This is a genomic window from Chelativorans multitrophicus, assembly GCF_011317445.1.
GTDB lineage: Bacteria > Pseudomonadota > Alphaproteobacteria > Rhizobiales > Rhizobiaceae > Chelativorans > Chelativorans multitrophicus.
The window spans coordinates 36,334-52,652 of sequence record NZ_JAAAPL010000007.1 but is presented as its reverse complement, the minus strand read 5'-3'; the positions used below and the strand labels follow the sequence as shown (position 1 = coordinate 52,652).

Below are 16,319 nucleotides of genomic sequence, written 5' to 3'. Positions count from 1 at the left end.
AGGCACGAGGAATAATATACCATGGCGACGACTTCGACATTGAGGGACCAACTCGACAAAGAAAGAAATCTGACCCGTCCAGGCCCTCCCAAAGCGCCGTCAAATCCGTTTTTCGGCGTCGGTCCCATCACTGACGCTACGCTCGATGAGGTTCATAGCAGGCAACGCCGGGTCGAGTTCGATAGATGGCTCGAAATGAACTATCGAAAGGTCGACGATAAGGGCAACGATATTGGTCCGTTCACCACGGCCGAAATAGCGCGCAGCATGCATCGAGGTTATCCAGCTGATAAAATTCTGAAGGATATGATGAGGTCAATACATCAGTATTTCGAGTTCCCGTCACAGAATCTGATGGCGGTCGGCCTAGGCGGCGGCCACAGCGGCTTTACCGTTGCCATCATGCATCTCATGAATCCCAACCAGTTAAAGCAGCAGGTTTACGTGGACACGCCAAGACCTGAATCGTCGAAGGCCGTCAGCGCTGGGTTCTTTCGTCAATCCTGGGCGACACAGCTAATTGAGATGCAAAAATTTGTAAAGAATGGTGACGTGGATCGGCTTCACTTCGCTGATACTGACGGCACTATTCCAACGGCGGATCAGTTGGAAGCGTTGGGCATCAGCTTGTTTATCGGGGTCGGCCATGAGACCACTGGTGCCAACTCCTATACACAGGCCGAGATCAAGGAGCTTGTGACTTGGTTGGATCGCGATCCGGAAAGCCGTCACGTGATTTTCGATGCCACGTCGATGTTGGGTGCTATGCCGTGGGGGGAAGAGTTCGTCCGGCAAGTTGTCACAAAGTGCTGCTTGTTCATGCCATTTCAAAAGGCGATCGGCGGCATCTCGGGCTATTTTGTTATCTCTCTTACGCCGGAAGCACTGAGGCTCATCGAAAGCAACCAGAACGATCCTGCTTGGGCAATACCCCGGCAGCTCAAGCTTGCACCTTCTGTCGATCCAAAAACGCCTTTAACCGGCAAGCGGTCTGTGGCCATCGGACCCTTTTACGACGCAAATCAGGACAGAATGCTCGGCGGCGTGATCAACACGTATAGTGCGTTAGCCTTTGCCGAAACGACGTTCGGTTTGCTGCAGGCTGCTCGCCGCGTAGGTTCTGTTAGCGATTTGAACCGCCGTTCTGTTCAAAATCGGCGAGTTATTTCGGACTGGATTAAACGCTCGTCTCTCCTGAAATTCACTGTCACCGAAGCCGAGCGGCGCGGTGCCGCCGTGATGCTTTTGAAAGTCGAGGATCCGGATATCTGCGACAAGGAGGTTCATGCCCGCATCATAGCCCGGTCCAAACAACTCCTGGGTTATGAAGGCATAACGCACGTAAACGGCGACTTCGAAGAGGGGCTGGACGCTGCTCGATATGTGAATGCTTTTCCCGGCATGCCCGGCGACTACCGCGCTTGGGTAGGTGGCATCCGCGACCCGGAAGATCTTCACCTGCTTCTGGAGAACCTGGAATATGCCTACCGCCGAGCCAAGATATCGGTGCTTGAGGAGGAGCTGGCCAGTCAAGGCGAAACCTGCGAACTTAAAGCGGTCGATAGTGGCCCTCTCCGGAAGGATGATCCCGATCGGGCATACACGGTTCTGGTGTCTGACTTGATTGGACTGCGCCTCGACGATCACGGTGCTCCGGATCACAGCGAAGTGGAGGAACACATTCAAAGTAAGGGGGGCGTATTCCATTGCGGTCCAATTGAAGGAAATCAGGAATTAGAGAAAGGCAAGATTCATTTCTTCTATCAGCCAAGCTTGAGTACGGAGACCGAACTCCTCGCATGCACTGCAAAAGGAGAATATGATGCGCTTATTACGGCGGCTACCTTCATCCCTAAACAGTCCTTATTCCCACTCGGCGGCGTCCGCATCGGTACAGGAACCGGGAACATGCTCTCGGATTCTTGGGGTGGCCCGGATGGCGACGGTGGCAACGCCCCGCTCATGAATACTCCCGGTATAAACAGTCGGGCTACAGCCCAAATGGCGATGAAGGCGCTCATTAAGGTTGTTCCTGATCTTCCTGTAAACGAATTGCATCAGCGGTCGATTGCAGGAAAGTTCGATACCGGTAGAGATCTGAAGGACTTTCCGACCTCGAAGCTGGAAGGACAAAAGTTTACCGTTCTCGGCTATGGCAACATTGGACGCGAGGTTGCCAAGCTTGCAAAGGCTTTTGGAATGCATGTACGCGTCTATGCACGAGAGCATCATAAGGCATGGATTGAAGCCGGGGGCTACGAGTATTTTGCCAGTCCGATGGACGCTGCCTTGGGCGCTAATGTTCTTTCAGTGCATGTTGGACTGGGTAGGCTGAACAAGGCGAGCGGTAAATTTAGCAATGCCGGCCTGATCAGTTCCGAGTTGTTAGATGCATTGGCGCACGGCGCTATTCTGATCAACTTCGACCGAGGCGAGCTTGTCGACGTATGCGCCCTCAAGGAGGCCTTGCAATCTGGTAAGGTCCGATATGCTGCAATCGATGCAGACATTTTCAGTGACGCGGAAAGCGGCGCCCTAAGTGGGCCGTTACTACCTTATCTAGCATTGAATGAGCAGTTCCCCCAAAAACTCGAATTGCTTCCGCACGTCGCCGCGGATACCGATCATCCGACCCGTGTCGCGGGTGCAAAGCAGGCGGTCGATCAGATCTTTGACGTCATACAGTTCAAAGCGGTGAGAAATGTGAAAGGTTCGCTTCCGGAAGGATACGTCAATCTCGGAACAAGTTTGCCGACCGGCGTAGGTAGATCAACCCCAGAATCGTTTTTGGCATTTGCAGATCAGTCCGTGATTCTGAAAGAACTGCGTCGTTTATCTGAGCGAATTGCATCCGTGATCGGAGGTATTGAAGCAACGGCTGACCGAAAACGAAGGGAAGAGATCGTCAAACGATACCATGCAGAACTTATTCGCGACATGCTTCTTCATCGGCGCATTATAGAGGAAGCCGGGCTCTATGCTCCGGCGACTGCTTCATACTAATATGTGGTGTGGCGAACGTAACAGTGACGTTCAAATCGACACCCGGCAAATATATGGAGTGCCCGTACGAGCAGCGCCGGGGCGGTATCTGATGTGTGGGGTTATCGGACAAACGGCGGCATGAGCGTGTGCATCTTGAAGATCGGCATGGCCAACCTCGTCTAACAACATCCGCCGCCTCATCTACCTGGAGCGCATCAGAGAAGCCTGAAATCAGCGTCGGGGCGGCATCAATCTCATTCAGGACTTTTCCCCGTGCAAGAACGTCGTCAAAGCCCCGCTGTCAGACCCACAAAAACCGGTTCTTCGATCCATCTATTTTCGCACCTTTGCGTCCATAGCCAGGTTTAGACCGGAACGGCACTCAATATCTGAATTACAGTGCCGCCATGCACCGGGGACTGACGGTCGTTCGACGCCTCTGCGCTGCGTCGGCCATATCGATTAGCAGCCATGTAGCTGCGAGCAGGTGAAGCGCCGTCCATCTGGTATAAAGAGGCGCATCCACTCACACCGCTTGACCAAATTTCATCGTTGTGTGAGTGTCTTTTTACGTCGAAAAAAACATTGGGAGACAGAGATGTTGTATCACCGCGCCAAGAATTCTTGGGAGCAGCGCGACCAGGAAAACGTTTTCCATGGGTTCACGGATCTTGAAACACTAAATCAGAACGGACCGGTCGTGCTGACCCATGGCGAAGGGATTCATGTCTTCGACGTCCATGGCAAGAGCTACATGGATGCCAATTCCGGCCTCTGGAACAATGTCGCCGGCTTCAATCACAAGGGGCTGATCGAGGCGATCTGCGACCAGGCCCGCAGGTTTCCGGGCTATCATGCCTTTTTCGGCAGGATCGCGGATACGACGGTGGCGCTCTCCGAAAAGCTCATCGAAATTTCGCCCTTCCCGAGCGGCCGCGTCTACTACACCAATTCTGGCTCCGAGGCGAACGACACGGTCGTCAAGATGTTGTGGCTGCTGCACCGTCGCAACGGCCAGCCGCAGCGCCGCAAGATAATCACCCGCGTCAACGCCTACCATGGTGTGACGGTCGCCACGGCGTCGATGACGGGCAAGACCTACAATGCGGAATTCGGCCTGCCGCTGCCCGGCTTCCTGCATGCCGACTGCCCCCACCACTGGCGCTACGGAGAGCCCGGCGAGAGCGAGGCCGCGTTTTCGCAACGCCTCGCCCGCAAGCTGGAAGAGCTGATTATCAAGGAAGGGCCGGACACCATCGCCGGCATGTTCGCCGAACCCGTGCAGGGGGCGGGCGGGGTCATCCCGCCATCTAGGGGCTATTTCGAGGCGATCAGGCCCATCCTGCGCAAATACGGCATTCCGCTCATCGCCGACGAGGTGATCACCGGTTTCGGCCGCACCGGCGAGATGTGGGGCGGCGACAAGTACAATGTCGAGCCCGATGCCATCGTCGCCTCCAAATGCATCACCGCTGGCTATTTCCCGATGGGCGCGATCATCCTCGGGCCGGAACTCGCCGACGCGCTGACGCGCGCCTGCGAGGCGGCCGAGGAATTCCCGCATGGCTTCACGTCCGGCGGCAACCCGCTCGGCAGCGCGATCGCGCTGAAGGCGCTGGAGGTGATCGAGACGGAGGGCCTGCTCGACAATGTGCGCCGCGTTAGCCCGCGCTTCCTCGCGGGATTGGACCGGCTGGCCAGGCACGACCATGCCGGCGAAGCGCGCGGCGTCGGCCTGATGGGGGCGGTCGAGCTGGTCGCCGACAAGAACAGCAAGGCCCCGCTGGACGGGGCGCTCCGGATCCCGGAGCGCATCGCCAACAAGGCCCTCGAAAAGGGATTGATCTGCCGCCCGCTCGGCCAGGCGATCGTGCTCGGGCCCCCCTTCATCATCACCGAGGGCCAGATCGGCGAGATATTCGACATCCTCGAGGATACGATGGCGGAGGTCTTCGCCGACGTCGGCCTCTGATCGCGCCGCCGGCGGACGCTCTATCGATTTGTTTTAGCCGCATTTGTGCAACGTCAGACGATTCCGTCCGGCTGCAAAATGCTCTAGCCGCTCTTTCCTGCCCGGCGCAGGATGTCCGTCACGGCCGCTGCATCGAGCGCCTTGCAGGTCAGGCCCGGCGGCTTGAGCGTGGTCGTGTCCTCGGCCGCCAGCATCGCGTTCAGGATCGCCTCGTCGGTCGCCTCGACCGCCGCCTCGTAGGCGGGGTCGAGGATCTCGTCGTTGAGGTGGGTGAAGCCTTGCAGGGGGGCGTCGAACTGGGGAAGCGGGCGGGCATTGGCGGTGCTGAAGGCCAGGAAGATGTCGCCTGAGCTGTTGCCGCCCGGCGTGCCGGAACGGCCGATGCCGATGGCGCCGCGCCGCGCCAGCCGGTCGAGCTGGCCCGGCCGCAAGGGCGCGTCCGTGGCGATCACCACGATGATCGAGCCGCGCTCGCGGTCCAGCAGCCGATGATCGTCCAACTGCCTGCCTACGGATTCGCCCAGCACCGTCAGCCAGTCGCGGCGGCCGTGATTGGCCTGCACGAGCACGCCGAACGTGTAGTGAGCGCCTCCCAGCTCAACGCGGCGAGAGGACGTGCCCGTGCCGCCCTTGAACTCGTAGCAGATCATCCCGGTGCCGCCGCCGGTGTTGCCTTCGGCGACGGGGCCGGGCCGGGCGCCGTCGAGCGCGGCGAGAACGTGCTCCTCGCGCACATGCTGGCCGTTGATGTCGTTGAGGACGCCGTCATAGGTCTCGGCGATCACCGGCATGGCCCACAGATGATGGTCGCGGAACGCCTCCTCATACTGTGCGATCATCCATTTGACCGCGGCGTGATGGGCAATACCGACGCTGTGGGTGTTGGTGATGCACACCGGCCCGAGGAAATAGCCGGCATCGCGAATCCAGTGCGCGCCCGTCATCTCGCCGTTTCCGTTGAGGACGTAGATGCCGGCATGCGCGATGCGCGGTTCGCGCTCGTGCCCGAAAGGCAGGATCGCAGTCACCCCGGTGCGGATGCGCCCCTCCGGCTCGTTCAGCGTTACCAGACCGACGCACACGCCCGCGACATCGGTGATCGCATTGTCGTGTCCGGTCGTCCCGGGCAGGCGCCAGCCCAATTCCCGCGCCCGTCCCTTCGCCCTCCGATCGCCCGTCCCTTCCATCCGGCCTTTTGTCATTCCCGCCTCCGTGGCGAAGAATATGTTTGTCCTGGTGGCCAAAGTATGTATTTTTACGTCCATAAAAACAATAAGAGTCTCCAGAGGGTGCTGAATGGACTTTTTGCAGATTGCTTCCGTGCATAAGGCCTACGGCACGCCGGAAGGCACATCGGTGCGCGCGCTGGATGATGTCACGATCAACGTCCGCAACAACGAGTTCCTGACCCTGCTCGGACCCTCGGGCTGCGGCAAGACTACGCTTTTGAAATGCATCGCGGGCTTCGAGGACCTGGACGGCGGCGACCTCATCCTCCACGGGCGGAGCCTGAGGGCGGTGCCGGCGCACCGGCGCCCCTTCAACACCGTGTTCCAGAACTATGCCCTTTTCCCGCACATGACGATCACGCAGAACGTCGGCTACGGGCTCGACGTGGCCTGCGTCAAGAAGCCGGAGCGCAACCGGCGCGTCGACGAGGCGCTGGAGATGGTGAGGCTCTCCGGCTTCGGGAACCGCCGTCCCAGCCAGTTGTCGGGCGGTCAGCAGCAGCGTGTCGCGCTCGCGCGCTCGCTGGTGCTGAAGCCGAGCGTCCTCCTGCTGGACGAGCCGCTCTCGGCGCTCGACCGCAAGATGCGCGAGGCCATGCAGATGGAATTGAAGAACCTCCAGCATTCCGTCGGCATCACCTTCATCTTCGTCACCCACGACCAGGAGGAAGCGCTGGCGATGTCGGACCGGATTGCCGTTCTGTCCCAAGGCAGGTTGCAGCAGATCGGCAGTCCCGTCGAGATCTACGATGCGCCCGCCAACGAGTTTGTGGCGAACTTCGTCGGCACCTCGAACCTGTTTGCCGGAAAGGTCGTCTCGCGTGAGCGCGAGCGTGTCGTCGTGGAGACTGCGAACGGTCGCAGGCTGGCCTCGCAGGATGATCGTTTCGCCGTCGGCGACAGCGTCAAGCTGGTGCTGCGGCCGGAGTACCTGCACATCGTCGGCCCGGGGCAGGGAGAGCCGGGCTGCGTGCTGGAAGGCACGGTGAAGGACACGGTCTTCGTCGGGTCCGTCATGCACATCCATGTCGACGTGGGCTTCGGGCGCACCGTGACGGCCCATCACCGCCACGACCGGGCCGACGACGAGCCGGGCATCGCCGCCGGAGCCGCCGTGCGCATCGCCTACGCGCCGGCGGCCGCGCACCTCATCGCGGCCGCGGGAGCCTGAGATGATCGCCGGCGACACCGTCAGGTCCCGCAGGCGGCGCGCGCTCCTCCTGCTGCTGGCGCCGATCACGCTGATGCTGGGCGTATTCTTCCTGATCCCGCTCGGCATCATGGTCGTCTACAGCTTCCTCGAGCCCGGCCTCTACGGCGGCGTCGAATGGAACTGGTATCCGTACAATTACGGGCGCATCCTCGGCTGGCCGCTGAACGACTACGAGGAATTCGATCCGATCTACCTGTCGATCTTTCTGGGCTCGCTGAAGGTCGCCTGCCTCACCGTGCTGTTCTCGCTGCTGATCTGCTACCCGGCAGCCTTCTGGGTGAGCCGGATGAGCGAACGGCGCAAGACCTTCGTCCTCTTCCTGATCATGCTGCCCTTCTTCGCGAACCTGCTGGTGCGCATCTATGCCTGGCTGCTGCTGCTGCGCCCGACCGGCTTCATCAACACGCTGCTCCAGAGCGCGGGGCTGATCGCGCAACCGCTGGACATGCTGTTCTCCAATTTCGCGGTGATCGTGGGCATGGTCTACATCTTCACGCCGTTCATGTTCCTGCCGATCTATGCGAATGTCGAAAAGCTCGACTATTCGCTGATCAGGGCCTCGCAGGATCTCGGCGCGACGCCGCTGCAGACTTTCCTGCGTGTCATCCTGCCGCTGACGGCGCCCGGCATCGCCGGCGGATCGGTCATCGTCTTCATCCCGGCCCTCGGCAATTTCATCGTGCCCGCCTTCCTCGGCGGCTCGAAGGTGCAGATGACTGGCAACCTCATCGAACGATCGTTCCTGCAATCGCGCGACTGGCCGTTCGGGGCGGCGCTGGCGCTGCTCATCATGGCCTCGGTCGTCCTGGTGCTGATGATCCAGTTCACCCGGACCGCTAGGGCACAAGCGAGGGGAGCAGTCTGATGTTTCGCGGGTTCAGGCCGGGAAAGCTCTGGTCGGCGCTGTTCAACAGCTACGGGTTCCTGTTCCTCGCTTTCCTCTACATGCCGCTGGCCTTGATCGTCGTCTATTCCTTCAACGCCAATCCGATCAACATGGCGGTCTGGACCGGCTTCACGTTGGACTGGTACGCGACCATCTTCGGCGGCGCCGGCGTCGAAGGCACTTTCGATGTTGCCTTTACCGAGAGCCCGGAGCGCATCTTCGAGGTCGTGAAGAACAGCTTCCTGGTGGCGACCACCGCGGCCAGCATATCGACCCTCATCGGCACGGCGACCGCCGTCGCCCTGGCCCGCTACAGATTCGCCGGCAAGCGCTTCTACCAGGCGCTTCTGCTCCTGCCGATGCTCGTGCCCGACATCGTCTTGGGCATTGCGCTGCTGATCTTCTTCGTCGGCGCCGGCTTTCATCTCAGCTTGCTGACCATCGTCATCGGCCACGTCACCTTCCTGTCCAGCTACGTCTTCGTCGTGGTGTCGAGCCGGCTCGCAGGCATGGACACCACGCTCGAACAGGCCTCCGCCGATCTCGGGGCAGGGGCCTTGACCACCTTCCGCCGCGTGACGCTGCCGCTCATCATGCCGGGCGTGCTGGGTGGATTCCTGCTGGCCTTCATCATCTCGCTGGACGACGTGGTCATCACCTATTTCATTGCCGGCGTCGGCTCGCAGACGCTGCCGCTGCTCATCCTGGCGATGATGCGCAGGGGCCTGCGGCCGCAGATCACCGCGCTCGCAGTCGTGATCATCCTGTTCTCTTTCGCGGTGGCGACCGTCGGCATGCTGCTGCGCAATCGCAAGTCTTGAAAACAACAAAGGGGAGTATGCGACATGAAACGACTATTGACCCGGATCGCGGGCGCGGCAGCAATCCTGATGCTGTCGGGGCACTTGGCCTCAGCCGAGGGCAAGCTCGCGCTCTACAACTGGGGCGAATATATCAACCCGGAGATCATCGACGATTTCAGCAAGGAATTCGGCGTCGATGTAACGCTGGACACCTATTCCACCAACGAGGAGATGCTGGCCCGCATCCAGGCGGGCGCCTCTGGATATGACCTCGTCTGGCCCTCGGTGCACATGCACGACATCATGCAGCAGCTCGGCCTGTTGCAGCCGGCGCATCCCAACCAGTTGCCGGGGTGGGACGCCATCGACAAGGCGGCCCTGCGCTCGCACGAGGATCCGAACGGCGACTTCTGCCTGCCCTATGCCTGGGGGTCGGTGGGCATCCTCTACAACAAGACGCATATTCCGGAGCTGAAGTCGTGGAAGCAGTTCTTCGAATACGCCAAGGATAATCCCGGCAAGGTGACCATGCTAGACGACCTGCGCGAGACGCTGGGGGTCGGACTAATCATGACCGGCGCCTCGGTCAACTCCCGCGATCCCGACGAGATCGCCAAGGCCGAGGCCTTCATCATGGAGCAGAAGCCCAATATCGGCGCCTTCCGCTATGACGTGATCCCGCTGGTGACCGCCGGCGACACCGCGGCCTCGCACTACTATGTCGGCGGCGTCCTGAACACGCTGCAGAATCCCGAGCTGCTGGGGTTCGTCATCCCGGAGGAAGGCGCGACCATGTACCAGGAGGACGTCTGCCTGCTGGCGAACGCGCCGAACCCGCACAATGCCAAGCTGTTCATGCAGTTCCTGCTGCGGCCCGAGGTTGCGGCCAAGAACTCGGCGCGGCTGACCAACGGCGTCGTCAACACCGAGGCGGTGGCCCTCCTGCCCGAGGAGCTGAAAAGCAATCCGTCGATCAATCCGCCGCAGGACGTGCGCGCGAAGCTGCAGATCTTCGAGGATATGGGCAAGGATCTGCGCCTCTATACCCGCGCATGGGACAGGATCAAGACGAACTAACCTTCTCCCGAGGCTTTGCCGGGGCGCGCAGGCCCGCGTCCCGGCCTTTTCAATCGGAGCATGCCATGGGCCGCTATCAGCTCAGCGCCAACGACCTGCAATTCGCCCGCGAATTCCTCGCCTCGCCGATCGGCTACCATAGCCCGGGTCTGCAGCGCGTCTTGAACCGCATGCGGGGGGCCGACTGGGCCTTCAAATACGTGCTGGTGGTGGAACGGCGCCACGCCCGCTGGCGTCTCGGCAGGATGCCGCTCAAGCGCGGTTCGGCGATCGAGATGGTCGAGGACGTCGTCTACACCGATCTGCTGGAGGCTGAGCGCGACATCTTCCGGCGCCGCTGGAAGGACCTGACGGCCCGGCCGCTCGACCTCGGCTCCGACGACGCCGCGTAGGAGACAGTCCGCAATGCTGCCCATCGTCGCCTATCTCGACAAGCTGACCGTCGCACCCGGGGAACGCCTCGCCGTCATGGCCGGTTCCTTCGGCGCGCACACCTATCGCGCCGACCTGCGCCGCATCATCCAAGGAGACACCAACCCGCAAGGACCCGGCTACAAGGACGAGGCGATCGCCCTGGATCTCGGCGGCGAGCGCCCGGCCGAGGCCAAGGGGTTCTACCCCGGCTCCTGCGTCGTCGTGCCGGGGCGGGGGATGTTGTCGAACCTCGACGACTTCACCCTCGCGGCGGTGGCAAGCCCGACGCTGCTGGACGAGCGCGAGCGCACGGTGATCGCCATGCCGGGCTTTGCGCGGATCGGGATCGACGCCGAGGGGCACGTCTTCGCCGAGGCGCTGGGCCGCAGGCTCGCCACCACGGGGCGGGTCACCAGGAACATGTGGCATGTGCTTTCCCTCGCCTATTCGGGCGGCGACGGCCGGCTGACGCTGAGCATCTCGGCCGAGAGCGACGCGGCCGGCGAGGACGGGCAGCTGGAGGCGATCTCGGTCCCTGCGACCGCGGCGCCCAGTGGCGCCACGGAGATCCTGATCGCCGCGACCCGCGGCCCCAACGGTCGCCCGGGAACGTTCTTCGACGGCAAGATCGACCGCCCGGCGCTGTTTTCGGCCGCGGTGGCGCATGACACGCTTCGCCGTCTGCTGGCCGATTTCGAGCGGCTGTCGCGGACGCGCAATTTGCGCGCGGCATGGGACTTCTCGCGCAAGATCTCGACGCAGACGATCTGCGACGTCTCGCCCTTCCAACTGCATGGCCGCATCCACAACGCGCCGGCGCGCGCCATGACCGGCTGGCTCTGGAAGGGCCAGGATCTGGATTGGAAGAAGCGTCCGGATCTCTATTCGGCCATCCATTTCCATTCGACCGACATGTACGATGCCGCCTGGACGGTGGATTTCACCTTCACAGTGCCCGAGGGGCTCGGGAGCGGCGTCTATGCCGTGCGCCTGGTGCCGGACGGCGACGAGGAGGCCGCCTATTACTGCGTCTTCGCGCTGAGGCCGCCGCGCGAGCAGGCAAGCGGCAACACCGTCGCCTTCCTGTTCCCGACATGCAGCTATCTGGCCTATGCCAACCACCGGCTGGGCATGGATGTTCCCGGAACGGAGATCGGCATGGGCCGGGCGGTCGAGCTCGACCGCCACCATATGTTCCTCCAGGCCAACCCGGGCATCGGCTTCTCGGTGTACGAGACGCATGACGACGAAAGCGGCGTCTTCCACAGCTCGCGCTTGCGGCCGATCGTCGACTTGCAGCCGAAGGTGAGATCCTTCCTTGGCGGCTTCGGTTCGAATGTCTGGCAGTTCAACGCCGACACCCACATCCTCGGCTGGCTGGACCATATCGGGCAGCACTACGACGTTATCACCGACGAGGACCTGCATGCCGAAGGCTTGCAGCTCCTCGGCCGATACAATGTGATCCTCACCGGGACCCATCCCGAATACCACACCGGCAACATGATCGCCGCGCTCCAGGGCTTCACCGACCGCGGCGGCCGGCTGATGTATCTCGGCGGCAACGGCTTCTACTGGGTCGTCAGCTTCAGCGAGGATATGCCCGGCATCATGGAGTGCCGCCGCTCCGAAGCGGGGATCCGACCCTGGGAGCCGGGGCACGGCCAGTTCTACCACGCCTTCACCGGCGAGTATGGCGGCCTGTGGCGGCGCAACGGGCGCCCGCCGAACCATCTGTGTGGCGTGGGCATGACCTCGCAGGGGTTCGATATTTGCGAGCCTTACGTGCTGTCGCCCGCGGCCCGCGACCCTCGCGCCGCCTTCATCTTCGAGGGGTTGTCCAAGACGGCGAAGATCGGCGATTTCGGCCTAGCGGGAGGCGGTGCCGCGGGCCTGGAGGTCGACCGGGCGGACGCCGCGCAGGGAACGCCGGCGCATGCGCTGGTGCTCGCCTCCTCGACGCGCCATACCGATATCTACCTGATGACGCCGGAGGATCTGCTGGACCCGACGCCCGACTGGTCGGGAACGCAGGCCGACATCATCCGCGCCGACCTGACCTTCTTCGAGACGGCCGGCGGCGGCGCCGTGTTCTCCACGGGCTCGATCGCCTGGGCGGGCTCGATGGCCTGGAACGGCTATGAAAACGAAATCGCCTATATTACAGCCAATGTGCTGCGGCGCTTCGACAATCCCGATCGCTTTCGCATGCCGGGAGGCCGCGAGGATGGACAGCCAGTCGAGACCCGATCGACCGAATCGTGAATAGGAGCGCTGTTGGACTCTAAGAGCGACCTGCAATTGCGCCTAACCCGGCAACTGCTCAAGATGGTTGCCGACGGCGCGCTCGAAACCGGCGCGCACTTGCGCGAAGTCGAGCTTGCGCAAATGTTCGGTGTGTCGCGCAGTCCTCTGAGGGCAGCGTTGTCGCAACTTGTCGGCATTGGCGCGGCCGGTAAGGGCGAAGGACGTGGATTGCGCGTCATCGCCGATCCGAAGATCGCACGGCGCCTGCTTGCCGCCGTTCCACAGGAAGATGAAAAGCGCATCAAGCATCTTATTGCGCGCGACTGGTTCGAAGGGCAGATCCCGCGCGAGGTGTCGGAAAGCTTCATCCTCTCGCGCTACAGGCTCGGCAAGGTTGCCCTTTCGCGAGTGCTCTCCATGCTTTCAGACGAAGGCATCATTACGCGGATGCCGGGATATGGTTGGCAGTTCGAACCGACATTGAATTCGCAGGCGGCGAACGATGCCAGCTACGACTTCCGGCTTCTGATAGAACCAGGCGCGATCCTACAGTCCACCTTCATCTACGACGTTGCAGGTGCCGCGGCGATCAGGGCTCAGCACGAGCGTGTACTACATTCCCACACGCGAAACCTCTCGGAACTTTTCCGGCTGGACGAGGATTTCCATCTGTTCATCGCGGAATGCTCCCACAACCCTTATGTGGTGCAAGCGGTCACACAACAAAACAAGCTGAGGCGGCTCCTGGAATACGAATCGCTGATCGATTCGGGACGCCTGAACGCATCCTGCACTGAGCATCTCGAAATCCTCGATGCATTGGATGCACGCGAACTCGACAAAGCGGCGTCGGTGATGATCCGTCATCTAAAAGCTGCGAAGGCTTCGCCGCCTGCCTTCACAAGCTGAAGAATAATCTAAAACCTCCTCGGCCCCAATGTCGATCGGCACGCGGCCGTCGCCGACAAGGGTTACGTCATCAAGGCCAACCGGCAGTCAGTGCGTTGAGATCAGATGGATCTGGAAGCCGCGGACGTCTTCCAGAGAAAGCCGGTCGGGCGAACGGCCAAAGTAGCGCGAAAACTTCGCCACCGGCATGCATGCATTACATCGAAGGGGGCAATGTCAACCCGCTTGGCGTTGCCTATGTCTTGCACTGGACCGGAACGACCGATCGCTCATCTCGCAGGCTTTGCCGAAATTCTGCAGGTCGACGAATATGGCGGCTATCGGACTTTCGCCGACACGAGTGACACAACGCTCGCCTCCTCAATCACTCAGTGAGCTGCTGTCTTAGAGAACACGTTCATGACTACGACGCCAGTCCAGAACGCCGCGCTCGGATAGCGCCTTGCCCCAGGCAAGCGGGCGCGTCTGCCGGATGTCTGCGGGAACGATTGCGTCGACGAAAGCATCAAGGCTTTCGGCTTCGATCGTTTCTAGCATCTCTGCCATTCGTGCGGGGGCCGATATGGCGGCGATTTGCAAAGTCGTATGGCGCGTCCTCATTCCACCATTGCTATAGATAGGCGGCTTCATCCATACACGCTGTGGCATCGTCCACGTCGTTTACCCTCAAAACGTTGAGCGGTGTCAGAGGCGTTTGCCGCAACCGAACTGGCAAGGTCATGAAGAGTCTCCAAGGCAGGAAATAGATCGCTGTCGCACTTGTTCGAGCATGTGTCAGACGGCCATCCCGTCAGGCCGGGAAGGGGCCGCCTGACGTCTCAGGTCGTGGTGCTGGAAAGGGCTGCCAGGCATGCCTCCTTCACCGCCTCACCCATCCCGGGGTGGGCATGCGATGTGCCGGCGACATCGCCCAGCGACACGCCGAGCCGAAGCGCCAGGACGAGTTCCTGCAGCAGTTCGCCGGCGCCGTGGCCCAGGATATGGGCGCCGAGAAGTTTGCCTGTTTCGGCGCAGGCGATGACCTTGGCGAAGTCGTTGGTGGCTCCGATCGCACGGGCGCGCCCGTTTGCCAGGAAGCTGGATTTTCCGACGAGAACGGCGCGCCCGGTGGCACTTGCATCGTCTTCCGAGAGGCCCACGCCGGCGATTTCGGGTGCCGTGTAGATCACGCCTGGCACGAGACCGTAATCAGGTGCGCCATTGGGCCTGCCAGCCAGCGCATCTATGCAGGCGATGGCGTGTTCCTCGGCCTTGTGGGCGAGCATCGGTCCGGGCACGGCGTCGCCGATGGCATGGATGCCGGGCACGCTGGCGCGGAACTGCGCGTCGATCTCAACAAAGCCCTTGGCATCCTGCCTGACGCCCAGCGCCTCAAGCCCAAGGCCCGCAGTGTGGGGCCGCCTGCCAATGGCGACGAGGACGGCGTCTACTTCCAGTGTTTCGATGCCGCCCAAAGGTGCCGTTTTCGATCTCGACGCTGGCCGTGTCGCCGTCGCGGGTGATCGCCTTGACGGCCGTGCTTAGCATGAAGCTAGAGCGTCGGGCGCATAGGCCGAATCCGCTTTGTGGGATTCCGCTTTGGATTGAAATGTGATTCACCGTTTGCGGAGGTGGATCATGGGCAGACCTTTATCGGCGGATTTGCGTGAGCGGATTGTAGCGGATGTGAACGGCGGCAACACGCGGCGAGGGGCGGCGGCTCGTTTTGGGGTTGCGCCTTCGACAGCGGTCCGACTGAAGGCGCGTTATGACGAGACGGGTTCGGTCGCGGCGGCCCGGATCGGCCGGCCGGAGGGCAGCGGCAAGCTTGGCGACCATCGCGACTTCATCATCGGCCATGTTGAAGCTCGGCCCGACATCACGATGCCGGAGCTTGCGGCGGCGCTGCTGGTCGATCGCGGCATTGCGGCCGATCCTTCGAACCTGTCCAAATTCCTATGCAGGGCGGGCTATAGCTATAAAAAAAACGCTGCTGGCGGCGGAGAGAGAACGCGCTGACGTCAAGGCCGAGCGCGATGCGTGGGCCGGGCAGCGCCTGCCGGCGATCAGGGCGGCGCCGGCGCGGCTGGTGTTCATCGATGAAACCTCGGTCAAAACCAACATGACGCCACTCAGGGGACGCAGCCTGAAGGGCAAGCGGCTGGTTGCCGATGCACCCTTTGGCAAATGGAACACCCAGACCTTCATTGCCGGACTGCGCTGCCACGAACTGGTGGCGCCCTGGGTGATCGCGAGCGCCATCGATGGCGAGGCCTTCGACACCTATGTGAGCACCCAACTGGCGCCGATGCTGCAGCCGGGCGATGTGGTGGTTTGGGACAATCTCAACGTTCACAAAAGTCCGAGAGCCGCACAGGCGATCCGAGACCGTGGCGCATGGGTGTTGTTCCTGCCGCGCTACTCGCCCGACCTCAATCCCATCGAAAAGGCATTCGCCAAGCTCAAGGCTCTGCTCAGAAAAGCCAAGGCGCGAACATATGACGACCTATGGAAAGCCGTCGGCGATGCCTGCGACATGTTCTCACCCGCCGAATGCTGGAACTACTTCAAGGATGCAAAATGCGTTGCATCCTAAACGCCCGAC

14 protein-coding genes and 1 pseudogene are annotated in these 16,319 nt (G+C 61.6%); 11 read left to right on the top strand and 4 right to left on the bottom strand.

What is annotated here, in order from left to right:
• Positions 1–21: 21 nt before the first annotated feature.
• Positions 22–3,003 carry an NAD(P)-dependent oxidoreductase gene (locus tag GNP00_RS21360; protein ID WP_011578704.1) on the top strand — a complete coding sequence of 994 codons (2,982 nt, stop codon included), beginning with the start codon at positions 22–24 and terminating at the stop codon, positions 3,001–3,003.
• A gap of 580 nt (positions 3,004–3,583) precedes the next feature.
• On the top strand, positions 3,584–4,957 hold the full coding sequence (locus tag GNP00_RS21355) for an aminotransferase (RefSeq protein ID WP_011578705.1): 1,374 nt from the start codon (positions 3,584–3,586) through the stop codon (positions 4,955–4,957).
• A gap of 83 nt (positions 4,958–5,040) precedes the next feature.
• On the opposite strand, the gene GNP00_RS21350 is transcribed toward GNP00_RS21355, so the two are convergent.
• Entirely contained in the window at positions 5,041–6,159 is a 1,119-nt protein-coding gene (locus GNP00_RS21350) for a DmpA family aminopeptidase (RefSeq protein ID WP_011578706.1), read from the bottom strand.
• Between the two features lie 94 nt (positions 6,160–6,253).
• On the opposite strand from GNP00_RS21350, the gene GNP00_RS21345 reads away from it, so the two are divergent.
• The 7 genes from GNP00_RS21345 to GNP00_RS21315 all read left to right on the top strand — a co-directional run bounded on the left by GNP00_RS21345 (position 6,254) and on the right by GNP00_RS21315 (position 13,735).
• Positions 6,254–7,357: an ABC transporter ATP-binding protein gene (locus tag GNP00_RS21345; RefSeq protein ID WP_011578707.1), complete on the top strand. Its 1,104-nt coding sequence runs from the start codon at positions 6,254–6,256 to the stop codon at positions 7,355–7,357.
• A 1-nt stretch (position 7,358) separates the two neighbouring features.
• Positions 7,359–8,264, top strand: coding sequence for an ABC transporter permease (locus GNP00_RS21340; protein ID WP_011578708.1), 906 nt, complete (start codon positions 7,359–7,361; stop codon positions 8,262–8,264).
• A complete protein-coding gene (locus GNP00_RS21335; protein ID WP_011578709.1) occupies positions 8,264–9,106 on the top strand; it encodes an ABC transporter permease in 843 nt (280 codons plus the stop codon). The genes GNP00_RS21340 and GNP00_RS21335 overlap by 1 nt, the downstream gene beginning before the upstream one ends.
• 36 nt (positions 9,107–9,142) lie before the next feature.
• The gene (locus tag GNP00_RS21330) at positions 9,143–10,165 is read left to right on the top strand and encodes an ABC transporter substrate-binding protein (protein WP_246259411.1); all 1,023 of its coding nucleotides are present in this window, start codon (positions 9,143–9,145) and stop codon (positions 10,163–10,165) included.
• Between the two features lie 65 nt (positions 10,166–10,230).
• A complete protein-coding gene (locus GNP00_RS21325; protein ID WP_011578711.1) occupies positions 10,231–10,557 on the top strand; it encodes a N,N-dimethylformamidase alpha subunit family protein in 327 nt (108 codons plus the stop codon).
• Between the two features lie 13 nt (positions 10,558–10,570).
• Positions 10,571–12,844 carry a N,N-dimethylformamidase beta subunit family domain-containing protein gene (locus GNP00_RS21320; protein ID WP_166016281.1) on the top strand — a complete coding sequence of 758 codons (2,274 nt, stop codon included), beginning with the start codon at positions 10,571–10,573 and terminating at the stop codon, positions 12,842–12,844.
• A 12-nt stretch (positions 12,845–12,856) separates the two neighbouring features.
• A complete protein-coding gene (locus GNP00_RS21315; RefSeq protein WP_011578713.1) occupies positions 12,857–13,735 on the top strand; it encodes a GntR family transcriptional regulator in 879 nt (292 codons plus the stop codon).
• 93 nt (positions 13,736–13,828) lie between these two features.
• Here the strand turns inward: GNP00_RS21315 and GNP00_RS23480 are convergent.
• Positions 13,829–13,918: pseudogene (locus tag GNP00_RS23480) on the bottom strand (tyrosine-type recombinase/integrase); the annotation flags it as partial.
• Positions 13,919–13,972: 54 nt separating this feature from the next.
• Between GNP00_RS23480 and GNP00_RS21310 the strand changes: the two are divergent.
• Positions 13,973–14,110 carry a hypothetical protein gene (locus GNP00_RS21310; protein WP_157037967.1) on the top strand — a complete coding sequence of 46 codons (138 nt, stop codon included), beginning with the start codon at positions 13,973–13,975 and terminating at the stop codon, positions 14,108–14,110.
• Positions 14,111–14,119: 9 nt separating this feature from the next.
• Here GNP00_RS21310 and GNP00_RS21305 read toward each other — a convergent pair whose 3' ends face one another.
• Positions 14,120–14,335, bottom strand: coding sequence for a hypothetical protein (locus tag GNP00_RS21305; protein ID WP_166016279.1), 216 nt, complete (start codon positions 14,333–14,335; stop codon positions 14,120–14,122).
• A gap of 218 nt (positions 14,336–14,553) precedes the next feature.
• A complete protein-coding gene (locus tag GNP00_RS21300) occupies positions 14,554–15,189 on the bottom strand; it encodes an FAD-dependent oxidoreductase (RefSeq protein ID WP_011578715.1) in 636 nt (211 codons plus the stop codon).
• A gap of 163 nt (positions 15,190–15,352) precedes the next feature.
• On the opposite strand from GNP00_RS21300, the gene GNP00_RS21295 reads away from it, so the two are divergent.
• Positions 15,353–16,310 (top strand): IS630 family transposase gene (locus GNP00_RS21295; protein ID WP_085953079.1). Its coding sequence is split into 2 segments (ribosomal slippage): positions 15,353–15,694 and positions 15,696–16,310, totalling 957 coding nucleotides; the frame shifts between segments, so codons are not numbered across the junction.
• Positions 16,311–16,319 lie beyond the last annotated feature (9 nt).